Here is a 12,672-nt window from a genome sequence, read left to right as displayed (position 1 = left end):
GACGCGAATCTGAGGAGGTCGGACATTCAGGTCTCCACGTTGGGGAAATGGAAGGGGTTGTGTGGGAGCCGGCGTTGCCGGGAGACATTGGCGCGAACGTAGTAGACGAAATAGTGGACCAGCGCGAGCAGGCCGATGATCACCAGCAGCAGGGCCGTGGCCGGTGCCGCCCCGACCATCCCGAGCACGCCGACCGCGATGTAGGAACTGTTGACCAGGGCCAGCATCATCACGTTGATCCCCGGCCAGGCCATCGGCGCGTACGTTTCCGGATAGCGGGGGTCCACCGGCAGGTTGGGGGTCCAGCCGAGGGCCGAGAACTGGTCCTTGAGGTGGACCGTGTAGAGCAGGCGGAAGTTGTTGATCGCCCGCGCGGTCCTCATGTGCGCGTTGACCGCCTCGATCAGCCGCAGGAAGGGCAGCACGCTGAGCAGCCCGAACGCGGCGACCATCGCGAACAGGTGCCAGGGGACGCTGTGCCAGGTGGTCAGCATGGCAGGACTGACCACCTTCGCGCTGGCCAGCGCGACCGCGGCGGCGAACGGGGCGGCGAGCAGGCTCATGGACAGCCGGGTCATCTTGATGCGCTCGTCCTTGGCCGCCAGGTAGACCTGGTACGTCCCGGTGAAGTCCACGGACACGAGGGCGAGGAATTCCCCGGGTGCCACGGGCAGCCCGTCCAGCGTCTCGGGTAGTGCTTCCGCGGTCATCCGCGGCGACATCTTCCGCATCGGGACCCCACTTTCGCCGGATAGTGGATTTTCCCGTAAGAAGATATTGACCCACTTGTCAGGTGAATGAGTGCGTTTTAACGACATACGTCTCAGACATCTATGCGGCGTCTTCCGCAGGCGCGGTCCCACGTATACGTCACCCCTGGGTACGGATGCGTCGCCCTTGGATGCCGCCGTGGGCTGTCTTCCGAGAGGTGTCTTTCGAGAGGTGTTTCCCGTGGGTGCCTTCCGCGAGGTCGCCTCCCGTGGACGGGGACGACCACTCCGCCGGTCGTTGCGGCCGAAGCCGGTTCACCGACCCCGGAGTCGGCTCGTCAGCCCCGGAGTCGGTTCGTCGATCCGGGACCGCGAGCTCCGCCCCGGGACGGCTCTGGCTCGGGACGGCTCTGGGCCGGGACCGCTCCGGCTCGGGACCGCGAACTCCGGCCCGGAGAGTCCGGAGGGTGAGGTCCGCCTCACGACCGCGAGATCCGCTTCACACCGGAGCACGGAACCGCCGTCCGCCGCGCGTCAGGGCCCCTCCGCCGTCCTGAACCCCTCATCCAGCAGGGCCTCCTCCACGGAGGCGGCCATCGTGAAGTAGGTCAGGAGCCCGGTGATGGCCATCATGTGGCGCAGCGTCCGGCTCGCCCCGGCCAGCACCAGGCGCGTCCGGGTCTCCTGGCTCCTGCGCAGGAGCCACAGCAGTTCCGCGAGCCCGGTGGAGTCGCAGAAGGTGAGCCCCTCCAGGTCGAGGATGAGCCAGGGCCCGGCCTGGGCACGCGTGTCCTGAGACGCCTCCAAGGACTCGAAGGAGGAGAGGACCTGCGGCGGTGGAGAGAGCGAGGCCGTCGTGGAGAGCGATGGCTGTCCGTCCGATGGCTGTCCGTCCGATGGCTGTCCGTCCGATGGCTGCCCGTCCGGTGGTGGTCTGTCCGGGGAGAGGGGAGAGGGTTCATCGGGGAAGAGTGGTGGCGGGTTTCCCGGGGGCGGCGGGCTTTCCGGGGAGGGGGGAGGCGGACTCCCGGGAAAGAACGGGGAAGGCGGCTCGGGCGACAGCGGTGACGGTGGCTCCGAGGGGAGCGGACCTCCTGAGGCGAGCGGGACGTTCGAGAGGAACGGCGTCTCCGGGAGAAGCGACGTCTCCGAGAGGAACGGTGTCTCCGGGAGAAGCGGTGGCAGGCCGGAGAACGCCGCCGGAAACGCCGGGAACTCGGACGGTGGTTCGAGTGGCGAAGAAGCCGGGAACCCGGACGGTGGTTCGAGTGGCGAAGAAGCCGAGAGCTCGGACGGCGGGTCGAGCGACGACGGGGGCGTCAGTTCGGGGGCCGAGTTGAGCGACGAGGGGGATGGTAGCTCGGAGGGCGAGTCGCCGGCGCTTATGCTCCAGGCCCGGATGATCTCTCTCCGGAAGATCGGCGCATAGTCGTAGTCGAGCTCGCCGATCGCCCGGACCACGATGGCGCTTCCGCGTACACCGGCCGATATCGAGAGCGTGTTCACACCTTCGGGTGGCATGGAAAGACTCCTTAGACCCGCAGTTCACAGGGCGGGCGTTCCCTCCGTCTTACCAGGTATGCAGTTCTGGTCGCCCCGGTGGCGGGGAATTACAGTGTACTTGTGCGACTTCGTCCTATCTGGCGGATGGCCGGGGGAGAGTCGCCCGCTCGAAGCCCTGACCATCGGACCTTCGCCCCGGACGGCGCGGGACGGGCCGTATCGGGTGGACGTCCCCGCCGCGCGGGACGGGCCACGTACTGAGCGGACAGTCCCACCCCACCCCACCCCGCCGGGCCCGGCCAGACCGGAACGGGACGGTCCTGAGCGAGTCGGCGCGGGCGGGAAGGGGCCGGAAAACCGGCAGGCCGGCCCCTCGGTCGAGGGGCCGGCCTGCGCGCTCCGGTGACACCGGGGCCGGATGGATCGTGCGGGACGGCCGGATCAGAGGCCGGACCGCGGGCCCGAGGTGATCTGGACCGACGTCACCGGCTGGACCGCCGTCACCGGCTGGGCCGCGCGGGCGGATGGGTGAGGTTCCGTACGGGATCGTGCCGCTTCTCCTGGTATCCCCGCCCTTCCCGCCCTTCCCGATGTTCTCGGCGTTCTCGATGCCGGACGCCGGCGCATGCCCCGTTCGGACGCCGGGCGTGGTCCGATCTCCTTGCCGAGGCCCATCTGGTGGAGAAGCCACCCCAGGGCACCTCCCAGGACCACGACCCCCGCGCCGATCCAGAAGAAGGGGACGCTGGCGGCCACCATCGCCACCCCGGAGATCGCGAAGCCGGTGATGCAGACGATCGAGCCGGTCCAGCCCGCCACGGTGTGTCCCATGTCGTGCTCTTCGTGGATCTCCGCCAACTCCGCGAGGTCTTTCCTTATCCCCACGATGTCTCCTCCGTCTGGAGCGTCGCCCTCCGCCGCCCTTCGCCGCTCTCCGCGGGCCGTGGCGGATCGCCGGATGGCGGGCGCTAGGTTGAGTCCGCCCGTATCATTTATCTCACGAGCTAAGTTTCTTAGATGGTAAGGAGAGTTTGTGGTGGAACGCAAGCCGGACGCAGGCACCTCGCCGCTGGAGGTCCTGGCCCGGATGGACCAGCTGATCGCGTTGAGCCTGGTCGGGCAGCACACGCTCGCCGAGCGCCTCGGCATCAACGTCACGGACCTGACGTGTCTGGGCTTCGTCCTCGGTGCCGGGGAGGAGGCGCTCACCGCGGGACGCCTCGCCGAGCTGGCCGGTCTCACCACGGGGGCCGTCACAGGGGTGGTCAATCGCCTGGAAGGTGCCGGTTACGCCCGGCGCGTTCCCGATCCCGACGACCGCCGTCGTGTCCGGATCGTCCCGGAAAAGGATTCGGCCGCCCGCATCGCGGTGGCGTACGAGCCCACCTACCGGCGGCTCACCGAGCTCTTCGAGAGCTACGGTCCGGAGGAGCTGGCCGCCATCTCCGACTGGTTCACGCGCGCCGCCGACGCCATGCGGATCTCTCTGGCCGAGATCCGCGAATCTCCGGCTCCCTGAGGCCGGAGGTCGTGTCCGAGCCTGGTCGCCGTACCCGCGGCCTTATGTGCTCGCCGCTCGGGAGGGAGGGGAGAACGGATGAAGGGGGCGACCCGGAGGGCTGGTGCGGCGCACGGGCGAGCTCGCGGCCGGTTCCCGTCGAACGTTCATCCTCCGTCGCGGCGCGCGTTCTGCTTCGCGATCCCCTGGAGGACCTCGGTGACATGGGGCGCGCAGACCGGATCGCGGGAGTGCCTGCCGGAGAACCAGCGCGTTTCGATCACGTAGTCGGCCGGATGACCGCAGAGACACTTGCCGGGAGTTTCGGCGTCTGCCGGCACGACCGCCGTGCGGTGAGTCACCATGAGCTAACTTTAAACTCTTTTGACGCTTTTATGATATTTCCTCGCTCTTTTTACTAATAAATCAATTTACGTGGGCCTGGAGCCGCTCCGCCTTCCGAGAGGGAGGGCTCCCCGGACCGGAACGACGGGTGCGGGCGGAGGTTCACCCGACGCCGGCGGGCAGCGGCTCCGCGATCCGTGCCCCGGCCAGGTCGGCGCTGACGGCGAACTTTCCCGACAGCCCGCTGACCTTCAGTAGCCCGCGCACCACCGGTGTCGGCGCGATCAGCCGCAGCGTGCCGCCGTGCCGTACGGCCCTGCGCAGGGTGGAGAGCAGCACGGCCACCCCGCTGGGGTCCATGGCGGTGACCATGGACATGTCGAGAAGGAGCCGGTATCCCGGACGGCCCAGCGCGGCCAGCAGGTGCTCGCGGAGCGCGTGGGCGGTGAAGATGTCGATCTCCCCTGCGACGTCGCAGACCATCCAGTCTGGGTGGGCGTGCGTGGACAGGTCCATATGGACCTCCGATCGGCGGCCGCGGGCATCGGCCCGTGGAGCGTCCGTTGAAATGGGGCGGGCGGTGTGACCGATCGACGCCGCTGTGGCGATGTCGAAAGTGTGCCACACCAGGGTGTGTTTCCGTGGTGCCTGTTCGCCGTCACCGACGTTTCCGGTACCGGCGGGTCCGCGTGTCACCGGTGCCCGGCCCGGTGAATTCGCTTTCAGCCGGGCTCCGATCCGGCGGATCCGTCTTCCGGGAGTCCTCGGTTTCCGCCGGGGCTCACTCCGGCCCTCGGATTTCCGCTTTCCGCGGGGACTCACGTCGATCTTCGGGTTTTCGTCAGGGTGTGCGTCGGTTCTCGGGTTTCCGTCGGGCTTGCATCGGCTCTCGGGGCTCCGCCGAGACCGACGCCGTTCCTCGGATTTTCGTCGGGCTTGCGCCGTTCGTTGGGGCTCCGCCGAGACCGACGCCGGTTCTCGGGGGTTCCGTCGGGGCGTGCGCCGGTCTTCGCGCCTTCGGGTCTTCGGGCTTTCGGGGGGATCCACGTCGGCCGGTTCGTCGTACGCGGGCCTCACCCGGTCGCCGGGGGGCCGGACCCGAGTGCCGCCAGCGCGGCGGCCACCGCCGGGGGGCCGAGGGTCGCGGCCGGCACGTCGGCGAACTCCACGGTGCAGTCCGAGAGCCCGCCGATGGCCACGACCGCGCGGGCGCGGGCGGCCAGGTCGGGATCCGGGCCGAGCAGCAGGGCGATGAGCCGCCGCCGCCAGTTGCCCATGCGGGAACCCAGATCGAGGTGGGCCAGGGTGGACAGGTCGCGTACCACCATCACGGTCACCTCCCGGTGCCGGAAGGTGATGTCGAAGTAGCCCTGGAGGAGATCACGAGGGCTCTGCGGCGCGTTCGCCTCCGTGTCGGCCAGGAAGGCGTCGACGTCGTCGATCAGCGGCTGGACGATGCTGAGGAGCAGGTCCTCCCGCGAGGTGAAGTGGTAGTAGAGCGCGGGTTTGGTGATCCCGAGCCGGTCGGCGATGTCGCGCAGACTCGTCTGCTGCACGCCCTTCTCGGCGAACAGCTCCCGTGCGACCGCCTGGATGCGCGCCTTGGTGTCGGACGGCCTCGCCACCTGTTGCCCTCTCCTGTCCTCGCGCCGGACCTTCCGTATGCGCCGGGGTCCTCGTGCTCGGACCAAGGGTACCGGCACGCCGAAGGAGACTGACTTAACGATAGGTAAGTACTTGTGTGAGGACGCCCGATGACTTACCTTCCGTTAAGTAAAACGGTCTGAGAGGGAGGGAAGACACCAGCCTCGCGGTGGTCGGCGCCTACGTCCTCGCCGGGGAGCTGGCGGTGGCCGGCGGCGACCACGAGCGGGCCTTCCGCGCGTACGAGAGCGAGCTGGGCGAGTACGTGAGACACAGCTGGAAGATGGGCCGCAGGATGGCGGGGACCCTCGTGCCGGACAGCCGGTTCCAGCTGTGGACCACCCTGCGGGGCACGTGGCTGCTCGCCCACCTTCCCCACGGCGTGATCCGCGCCCTGACCAGGCTCCGGCGTACGGGCGTGCGCCCGCACGACACGATCGAGCTCAAGGACTACGCGGCCACCCCGGCAGGCCCGGGACGCTCGTTGTCCTCCGGATGAGAGTCGCGTTGGTCGAGAGCCACGCCGGAGGGCTCTCCGCCGGGCGCGGGCGCGACCGGCGGTCCGTGCGGGTGTCAGTCGTTCTTGAAGGGGTCGTGCTCGGCCAGCAGTTTGTCCAGCCTGGCCTGGTCGACGCGGCTGACGACGGAGGCCTCCTCGTTCCGGTCCCGGACGCACTTGGCGAGCGTGAACGTCGACGTCACCACGTAGAGCAGCCCGAGCCCCATGAAGGACCGGACCCAGGTGGTCACGGGCAGGTAGGCGATACCGATCCCCAGGGCCGCCACGGACAGTCCGAAGGAGATGACGGCCTGCGCGTAGAAAGCGGTCGTCGTCGTGTTTTTCGCCGGTCGTGTCATACGCACCATCGTCGCGACGATCCGTTCCCGGATCATGAGCGCCGCTACTTAGTTACCGGTGAGTACGACAGCCTGCGGCCCTCGGAGGCGAGGCGGGTTCTCAGCGGTGAGACAGGCCCTGGCGTGAGGTGGCCCCTGGTGGTGAGACGGGTCATCGGGCGTGGGCCCCCGGCTCGCGGCACCGGGCCCCTGGCCGAGCGGTGGGCCGGTGGGGCCGGTGGGCGGTACCCGTCAACCGCCGGTGGCGGTCGCGCGGGCGAGGAAGAGGGCCCGCTCGCGCTCGTTGCGGGTGAGCCCGGTGGCCCGTTCGAACTCCTCGCCCGCCTTCCCCACGGCGTGATCCGCGCCCTGACCAGGCTCCGGCGTACGGGCGTGCGCCTGCACGACACGATCGGGCTCAAGGACTGTTCCCGCGGGGAACGGGCCGGGCGCGAACAGGCGTGAGGCCGGGCGGCCCTGGTCATCCGAACCGCCAGCGTGTCGCCGTCCTGCCGTCCGCGCCGTAACCGAAGGCACGCGTGGGCGTGACCCGGTAGAAGCCGTATTCCGGGGAGCCGGGAAGGCCGTCCTCGTGGACGGAGCCGTCGCGTACCGCGAGCTCCCACTCGTACTTCGTCCCGAAGGCGGCGGCCACCCGCCTGAGCTCGTCCTCGTCCCGTGCCCGGGTGGCGTTCCCCTCGACCACGAGGTCGAGCGTCTCGCCGGCGACGGTGATGACGCAGTGGGGGTTGACGGCGAGGTTCCTGGCCTTGCGGGACGTCGGGCGGGTGGTGATCCAGGGCGCGTCGCCGGCCCAGACCAGCAGCACGGGTACGGCGTGCGCGCGGCCGTCGGGCCACACCGTCGAGAGCCAGGCCTTCGGCGCGGACTCCAGGCACGCCCGCGCCTCGTCCCATGGTTTGACCGTCGCCTCGTCCGTGCTGAACGGCGTCGCGTCGGCCTCGCCGAACAGAAGTTCGGCGACGGGGGTCGTCTCGGTCATCGCGGACCTCCTCGTCCTCGGAGCCCCGGCCCCTGCCGGGCGAGGGCCGGTCGGGTGGTGCTCACACCTCGTGCCTGTCGTACTCGTCGTGCAGGCGCCACCACGCGTAGGGCTGGGTCTGCTGCCGGCCTTCGGGGGAGTCCTCCCAGGTCTCCTGGCGGCCGAACGGCGTCAGGTCGAGGAAGGTCCAGCCGCTGCCGAGCCGTTCGACTCCTCGCCCCGCGGTGGAGTAGGTGCGGTAGACGGCGTCGCCGTCGCGCAGGAAGACGTTCAGCGCGAACCCGTCGCCCGCGTCCATGTCGTCGTTGAAGTCGTTGCCCAGCGAGGAGAACCACGGAATCGTCCAGCCCATGCGCTCCCTGAACGGGGTGATCTCGGCCAGTGGGCCGCGGGACACCAGCACCAGGGAGGTGTCGCGCGCGTGGAGGTGGCTCAGGTGCCCGATGTTGTCGGTGAACATCGAACACCCCGAACAGAAGGTGTCGCCGCCCAGCCACATGAAGCTGTAGACGATGAGCTGGCGCCGCCCGTCGAATAGGTCGACCAGGCTCGCCGGCCCGTCCGGGCCCTCGAACACGTACCCGCCGCCGTCCCCCTCCTCGCCGTCTCCTCCGATCCGGACCATCGGCATCCTGCGCCGTTCGGCGGCCAGCGCGTCCAGCGCGCGGGTGTGCTCCTTCTCCTTCACCAGCAGCGCTTCCCGCGCGGCCCGCCAATCCTGGGCCGAGACGACCTGGGGATGGTTCATGACGTGCTCCCTCCAACGAGTTCCCTAAAGGAACTTACTGGGGAAACGGTAACAGGGGATCGTTCCTTAAGGGAACCCTCTCGCCTAGACTGCTCTCATGCAGCGAACCCGATTCGGTGACATGGCCTGCTCGATCGCCCGCACGCTGGATGTCATCGGGGAGCCGTGGTCGCCACTGATCCTGCGGAACATCTATGTCGGTATCAGCCGTTTCGACCAGATACAGCAGAGCCTGGACATCTCACGCAAGGTGCTCACCGAGCGGCTCAAGTGGCTGGTCGAGAACGATGTGCTGGAGCGGCGGGAGTATTCGAGCCGGCCACCCCGCCACGAGTACACGCTGACCGCCAAGGGCCTGGAGCTGTGCGACCTGCTCCTGGTGATGGTGCGCTGGGGCGACCGGTGGACGGCGGGCGAGGCCGGTCCGCCGGTGCTCTACCGCCACCACGCCTGTGGCGAGATCAGCCACGTCGAGCTGCGCTGCTCGGTGTGCGACCGGCCGATGAGCGCGGCCGACGTCGACGTGCTGCCCGGCCCCGGGGCCGGGCCCCCGGCCGCCTCACACGATCGGACCGGCACGGACCGGTACGAACACACTGACTCCTGAGACGTGCGCCTGCCCCCTGGGCGCCGGACGCGGCCGGTCGCCGGTGAGGTGGAGTCCCTGCTCGCGGTGTGGCGAGGCCTGTCAACCGTCCGTGGCGGTCGCGCGGGCGAGGAAGAGGGCCCGCTCGCGCTCGTTGCGGGTGAGCCCGGCGGCCCGTTCGAACTCCTCGCGTGCCTCGTCGAGGCGGCCCAGCTTCACCAGCAGATCACCTCGTACGGCCGCCAGCAGCGGATAGCCCCTGAGCGCGCGCTCCGTCACCAGCCCGTCCACGATCTCCAGGCCGCGCTCCGGGCCGTAGGCCATGCCCACCGCGACCGCGCGGTTCAGCTCCACCACGGGTGAGGGGGCGACGTGGGCGAGCACCCGGTACAGGGCGGCCATCCGCTCCCAGTCCGTGTCGTCGGCGGACGGCGCGCGGGCGTGGCAGGCGGCGATCGCGGCCTGCAGGCCGTACGGCCCCAGCGTGCCGAGCCCCTCGGCGCGGGCGAGCGAGTCGAGCCCGCGGCGGACGAGCAGCCGGTCCCACAGCCCCCGGTCCTGGTCGAGCAGCAGGACCGGCTCGCCGCCCGGTCCCGTCCTGGCGCGCGTGCGGGACGCCTGGATCTCCATCAGGGCGACGAGGCCGTGCACCTCGGACTCCCCCGGCATGAGACCCGCCAGGATCCGGCCCAGGCGCAGCGCCTCCTCGCAGAGCGAGGGACGCATCCAGTCGTCACCGGCGGTCGCCGAGTAGCCCTCGTTGAAGATGAGGTAGACGACTTCCAGGACCGACGAGAGCCGGTCGCCCAGCTCGGCCGGGGTGGGCATCTCGATCCGTACCCGCTTCTCGGTGAGGGTGCGCTTGGCCCGGAAGATCCGCTGTCCGACGGTCGGCTCGGGCACCAGGAAGGCGCGCGCGATCTCCTCCGTCGTCAGGCCGCCGAGCAGGCGCAGGGTGAGCGCCAGACGCCCTTCCGTGGACAGTACGGGGTGGCAGGCGGTGAAGAGGAGGCGCAGCACGTCGTCACCGATGTGATCGTCGAGGGTGTCGTCCAGCTCTGCCTCGGCCGACTCCTGGCGGATCTCCATGTCCCGGCCGACCTCTTCGAGCTTCTGCTCGTACCGGCTCCTGCGGCGCAGCAGGTCGATCGCCCGGTGCTTGGCGGTGAGCATGAGCCAGGCACCGGGGTTGTCCGGTACGCCCGTCCTGGGCCACTGCTCCAGCGCGATGACCAGGGCGTCCTGCGCCAGCTCCTCGGCCAGTCCCACGTCGTGCACCATCCGGGCGAGCCCCGCGATCACTCTCGCGGACTCGATCCGCCAAACCGCCTCGACCACCCGGTGAGGGCTCCCAACCGTCATGCTCCCCGATCCAAGCACTTCGTCCCCGCCCGCGACACCGCCCTGCCCCTCCCCGGCGTCCTTCCCGGCTCCCTGGCCGTCCTTTCCGGCGATCCTTCCCGGCGCCCTTCCCGGGCTTTCCTGGACGAGCGGGGCGGGGCCGGGCCGGAGTCGGGGAGGACGCCGGGGAGACGCGAGTGCCCCAGGCGTGAGACCGGTGAAGCCGGGCGTCTGGCCGCCTGGCCGCCTGGCCGTCTGGGCATCTGGGGTGCCGTGCAACGCGACGCCCCGGCCGGGGGTCCCGATGGGACTTCGGCCGGGGCGGCGACGGTTTCGGACGTGGCTTCGGACGTGGCTTCGAGTGACGGCTTCGGACGGTGGCTCTACGCGGGGGCGGCGAAGTCCTCGGGGCCGAAGACGCGGTGGAGGTCGCTCTCGCCCTCCCAGCCCTCCCAGTGGTCGCGGTGGAGCCTCATGAAGCGGGAAGCCCACTCCACGGCCTCCTCCTTCGACCGGACCTGGTAGACGGCGTAGCTGATCAGCTCCTTGGCCTCGGCGAACGGGCCGTCCGTGACGCTCAGCCTGCCGCCGGTGAGCTCGATCCGCGCGCCTTGCGTGCTCGGCGCCAGCCCGGCGGTGTCGAGCAGCACACCCGCCCTGGTGGCCTCCTCGCCGAGTTTGGCGATGGCCTCCATCAGCTCGGCGGGCGGCGGGGTGTCGGGCTGGTGGGTGACCTTGAGGGTGGCCATGTATCGCATCGTGTATCTCCTTTGTCCTGTGTTCTGTGGTTTGTTGAACGGTCTGGTCGGGTCAGGCGTGCTGGGACGCGGTGCGCCGGTAGAGGTGGAGCGAGAGGGCCGAGAGCCAGCCCCAGATGACCACGATCCCGGTGACGAAGGCCAGGTTGGCCCAGACGGCGCCTCCGCTGCTCGCCATGGCGGCGAAGGTCACGAGGAACAGCGCACCGGCGAGTCTTGAGAGGACGGCCCATCTCGTACGGCCCTCCGCGGCGAACCGGCGGCCGATGACGAAGCAGGCGACGATCACGCACAGGAAGCCGACGGCGCCGCAGGCGAAGTGGAGCATCCCGTGCCAGCTGACCGGTCCCGGGCCCTCGGGCGTCCCGGCGGGGAAGCCCATCCCCGGGTCCGCCCGGAAGATCCCCGCGCCGACCAGGCTCACCCCGTACGCGCCGACGAGCCGGGGAGCCCAGGTCGCGCCGCGTCCCGGGGCCAGCGCCCGGCGCAGGCCGACCGCGCACGCGATGCTCGCCAGTCCGGCGACGACGAGGTTGGCGATCTGGATCCAGCCGAGGCCGCCGTTGGCGAGCATGCTCCACGCGTGGCGGGTGAGATCGAAGCCCTCGCGGGTCAGCGCCTGGGCGAGGGACACCGCGATGTACACCGGCCCGGCGATGACGCCGTAGCCCAGGAGCGACCTGGTGACGCTCGTCTGCGGGTCGCAGGTCACCGTGTTCGCGGTGCTCGTCGTCTGCTGGACCATGGCCCTCTCCTCACGTGTCCCGGGCCGGTTCCCGTGTTCCTCCCGGCCCTCTGACTACGCTTCGAACGGGCCCGGCCCGATTCGACACGGCGGCCGGATTTCTTTCGAGATTTTTTGAGCCGATGTCTTCCGAAGGACCTCTGCCGCTCTGAGCTGCGAGAACAGTGGTTCGGGTGGGCGGGCGCGGGCGGAGCGATCGCGATCCGCGGCGGGGGAGACGCCCCGGGGCTTCGGAGACACGCGGCGGTGGCGCGGGCGCGAACCGCCGTGGGCGCCGGACTTCGTACCGCCGGGGTGGCGTGGGATGATTTCCTCATCATGCCCGCGACGCTGCCCTTCCGCCTCGCCCGCGCGGCCGCCTTCGCCGCGGTCTGCCTGGGGCTGAGCGTGATGGCGCACGTCCTCGCGGGAGGTTCGGTCTCCGTGCCGACCGCGACCGTGGCCCTGGTGCTCGCCTTCGTCGCGGCCCTCGCGGCCTCGGGGCGCGAACGGACGCTGGCGGTGATCCTGCCGCTGCTCGCGGGCGTGCAGGCCGGGGTGCACGTGCTGTTCTCCCTCGCGCACGCCGCGTCCCCCGCCGAGATGGCCGAGATGATCGGGCACGTCCACTCGGGGTTGCTGCCCGGCCTGGGCATGCTGGTGGCGCACGGCTGGGCCGTCGGGCTGACCGCGCTGTGGCTGGCGCGCGGCGAGGCGGTGCTGTGGGCACTGCTCCGGCGGCTCGGTGCCCGGTTGCGCCGCGTGCTCGTCGTGGTCGTGACCCCGGCGTACACGTCCTTCCTCACCGCGGGCGCGATCGAGCCGGGCGTCCTCCGCTCGGCCGCGTTGCGCCACGTCGTCAGCCGGCGCGGCCCTCCCCGGATCGTCACCGTCACCTCCGGCTGACCGCCCAGGTCACCCGGGGGCGTGACTCGTTCCCGAACCCGCGCGCACGCACGCGCGGGCCCGCGCCGA

Annotated in this window: 17 protein-coding genes; 5 read left to right on the top strand and 12 right to left on the bottom strand. The window is 70.4% G+C overall.

Going from position 1 to position 12,672, the window contains the following annotated elements; genetic code table 11:
• Nucleotides 1-26: 26 nt before the first annotated feature.
• Complete coding sequence (locus tag ACFFRH_RS04230; protein WP_344743068.1) at nucleotides 27-710, bottom strand: hypothetical protein; 684 nt, start codon at nucleotides 708-710, stop codon at nucleotides 27-29.
• Between the two features lie 534 nt (nucleotides 711-1,244).
• Nucleotides 1,245-1,517: an STAS domain-containing protein gene (locus ACFFRH_RS04225; RefSeq protein WP_344743069.1), complete on the bottom strand. Its 273-nt coding sequence runs from the start codon at nucleotides 1,515-1,517 to the stop codon at nucleotides 1,245-1,247.
• A gap of 49 nt (nucleotides 1,518-1,566) precedes the next feature.
• Here ACFFRH_RS04225 and ACFFRH_RS04220 point away from each other — a divergent pair, with 49 nt between their 5' ends.
• On the top strand, nucleotides 1,567-2,139 hold the full coding sequence (locus ACFFRH_RS04220; RefSeq protein WP_344743070.1) for a hypothetical protein: 573 nt from the start codon (nucleotides 1,567-1,569) through the stop codon (nucleotides 2,137-2,139).
• Between the two features lie 515 nt (nucleotides 2,140-2,654).
• Here ACFFRH_RS04220 and ACFFRH_RS04215 read toward each other — a convergent pair.
• Complete coding sequence (locus ACFFRH_RS04215; RefSeq protein ID WP_344743071.1) at nucleotides 2,655-3,098, bottom strand: HGxxPAAW family protein; 444 nt, start codon at nucleotides 3,096-3,098, stop codon at nucleotides 2,655-2,657.
• Between the two features lie 151 nt (nucleotides 3,099-3,249).
• Between ACFFRH_RS04215 and ACFFRH_RS04210 the strand changes: the two genes are divergently transcribed.
• Entirely contained in the window at nucleotides 3,250-3,732 is a 483-nt protein-coding gene (locus tag ACFFRH_RS04210) for a MarR family winged helix-turn-helix transcriptional regulator (protein WP_344743073.1), read from the top strand.
• Between the two features lie 146 nt (nucleotides 3,733-3,878).
• Here ACFFRH_RS04210 and ACFFRH_RS04205 read toward each other — a convergent pair whose 3' ends face one another.
• From ACFFRH_RS04205 to ACFFRH_RS04195, 3 genes are all read right to left on the bottom strand, one after another.
• On the bottom strand, nucleotides 3,879-4,076 hold the full coding sequence (locus tag ACFFRH_RS04205) for a hypothetical protein (protein WP_344743074.1): 198 nt from the start codon (nucleotides 4,074-4,076) through the stop codon (nucleotides 3,879-3,881).
• Between the two features lie 142 nt (nucleotides 4,077-4,218).
• Nucleotides 4,219-4,572 (bottom strand): STAS domain-containing protein, encoded by a 354-nt coding sequence (locus ACFFRH_RS04200; RefSeq protein WP_386154346.1) that lies wholly within the window; start codon nucleotides 4,570-4,572, stop codon nucleotides 4,219-4,221.
• 557 nt (nucleotides 4,573-5,129) lie between these two features.
• Nucleotides 5,130-5,681 carry a TetR/AcrR family transcriptional regulator gene (locus ACFFRH_RS04195; protein WP_344743076.1) on the bottom strand — a complete coding sequence of 184 codons (552 nt, stop codon included), beginning with the start codon at nucleotides 5,679-5,681 and terminating at the stop codon, nucleotides 5,130-5,132.
• A 188-nt stretch (nucleotides 5,682-5,869) separates the two neighbouring features.
• Here ACFFRH_RS04195 and ACFFRH_RS04190 point away from each other — a divergent pair, with 188 nt between their 5' ends.
• Nucleotides 5,870-6,199: a Rossmann-fold NAD(P)-binding domain-containing protein gene (locus tag ACFFRH_RS04190; RefSeq protein WP_344743077.1), complete on the top strand. Its 330-nt coding sequence runs from the start codon at nucleotides 5,870-5,872 to the stop codon at nucleotides 6,197-6,199.
• A 74-nt stretch (nucleotides 6,200-6,273) separates the two neighbouring features.
• Here the strand turns inward: ACFFRH_RS04190 and ACFFRH_RS04185 are convergent, their stop codons facing one another.
• The 3 genes from ACFFRH_RS04185 to ACFFRH_RS04175 form a co-directional block, all read right to left on the bottom strand.
• Nucleotides 6,274-6,558: a YiaA/YiaB family inner membrane protein gene (locus ACFFRH_RS04185; protein WP_344743078.1), complete on the bottom strand. Its 285-nt coding sequence runs from the start codon at nucleotides 6,556-6,558 to the stop codon at nucleotides 6,274-6,276.
• 460 nt (nucleotides 6,559-7,018) lie between these two features.
• The gene (locus ACFFRH_RS04180) at nucleotides 7,019-7,540 is read right to left on the bottom strand and encodes a pyridoxamine 5'-phosphate oxidase family protein (RefSeq protein WP_344743079.1); all 522 of its coding nucleotides are present in this window, start codon (nucleotides 7,538-7,540) and stop codon (nucleotides 7,019-7,021) included.
• A gap of 61 nt (nucleotides 7,541-7,601) precedes the next feature.
• Complete coding sequence (locus ACFFRH_RS04175) at nucleotides 7,602-8,288, bottom strand: DUF899 domain-containing protein (protein ID WP_344743080.1); 687 nt, start codon at nucleotides 8,286-8,288, stop codon at nucleotides 7,602-7,604.
• 97 nt (nucleotides 8,289-8,385) lie between these two features.
• Between ACFFRH_RS04175 and ACFFRH_RS04170 the strand changes: the two genes are divergently transcribed.
• Nucleotides 8,386-8,895, top strand: a complete 510-nt coding sequence (locus ACFFRH_RS04170; protein ID WP_344743082.1) for a winged helix-turn-helix transcriptional regulator — start codon at nucleotides 8,386-8,388, stop codon at nucleotides 8,893-8,895.
• 81 nt (nucleotides 8,896-8,976) lie between these two features.
• On the opposite strand, the gene ACFFRH_RS04165 is transcribed toward ACFFRH_RS04170, so the two are convergent.
• The 3 genes from ACFFRH_RS04165 to ACFFRH_RS04155 form a co-directional block, all read right to left on the bottom strand.
• Nucleotides 8,977-10,236 carry an RNA polymerase sigma factor gene (locus ACFFRH_RS04165; protein ID WP_344743083.1) on the bottom strand — a complete coding sequence of 420 codons (1,260 nt, stop codon included), beginning with the start codon at nucleotides 10,234-10,236 and terminating at the stop codon, nucleotides 8,977-8,979.
• Nucleotides 10,237-10,598: 362 nt separating this feature from the next.
• A complete protein-coding gene (locus ACFFRH_RS04160; protein WP_344743085.1) occupies nucleotides 10,599-10,973 on the bottom strand; it encodes a YciI family protein in 375 nt (124 codons plus the stop codon).
• A 52-nt stretch (nucleotides 10,974-11,025) separates the two neighbouring features.
• A complete protein-coding gene (locus ACFFRH_RS04155; protein WP_344743086.1) occupies nucleotides 11,026-11,718 on the bottom strand; it encodes a DUF998 domain-containing protein in 693 nt (230 codons plus the stop codon).
• 318 nt (nucleotides 11,719-12,036) lie between these two features.
• Here ACFFRH_RS04155 and ACFFRH_RS04150 point away from each other — a divergent pair, with 318 nt between their 5' ends.
• Complete coding sequence (locus tag ACFFRH_RS04150; protein ID WP_344743088.1) at nucleotides 12,037-12,603, top strand: MFS transporter; 567 nt, start codon at nucleotides 12,037-12,039, stop codon at nucleotides 12,601-12,603.
• Nucleotides 12,604-12,672 lie beyond the last annotated feature (69 nt).

The organism is Streptosporangium vulgare, assembly GCF_042428775.1.
Taxonomy (GTDB): Bacteria; Actinomycetota; Actinomycetes; order Streptosporangiales; family Streptosporangiaceae; genus Streptosporangium; species Streptosporangium vulgare.
This window is presented reverse-complemented; position numbering and strand designations above follow the sequence as displayed.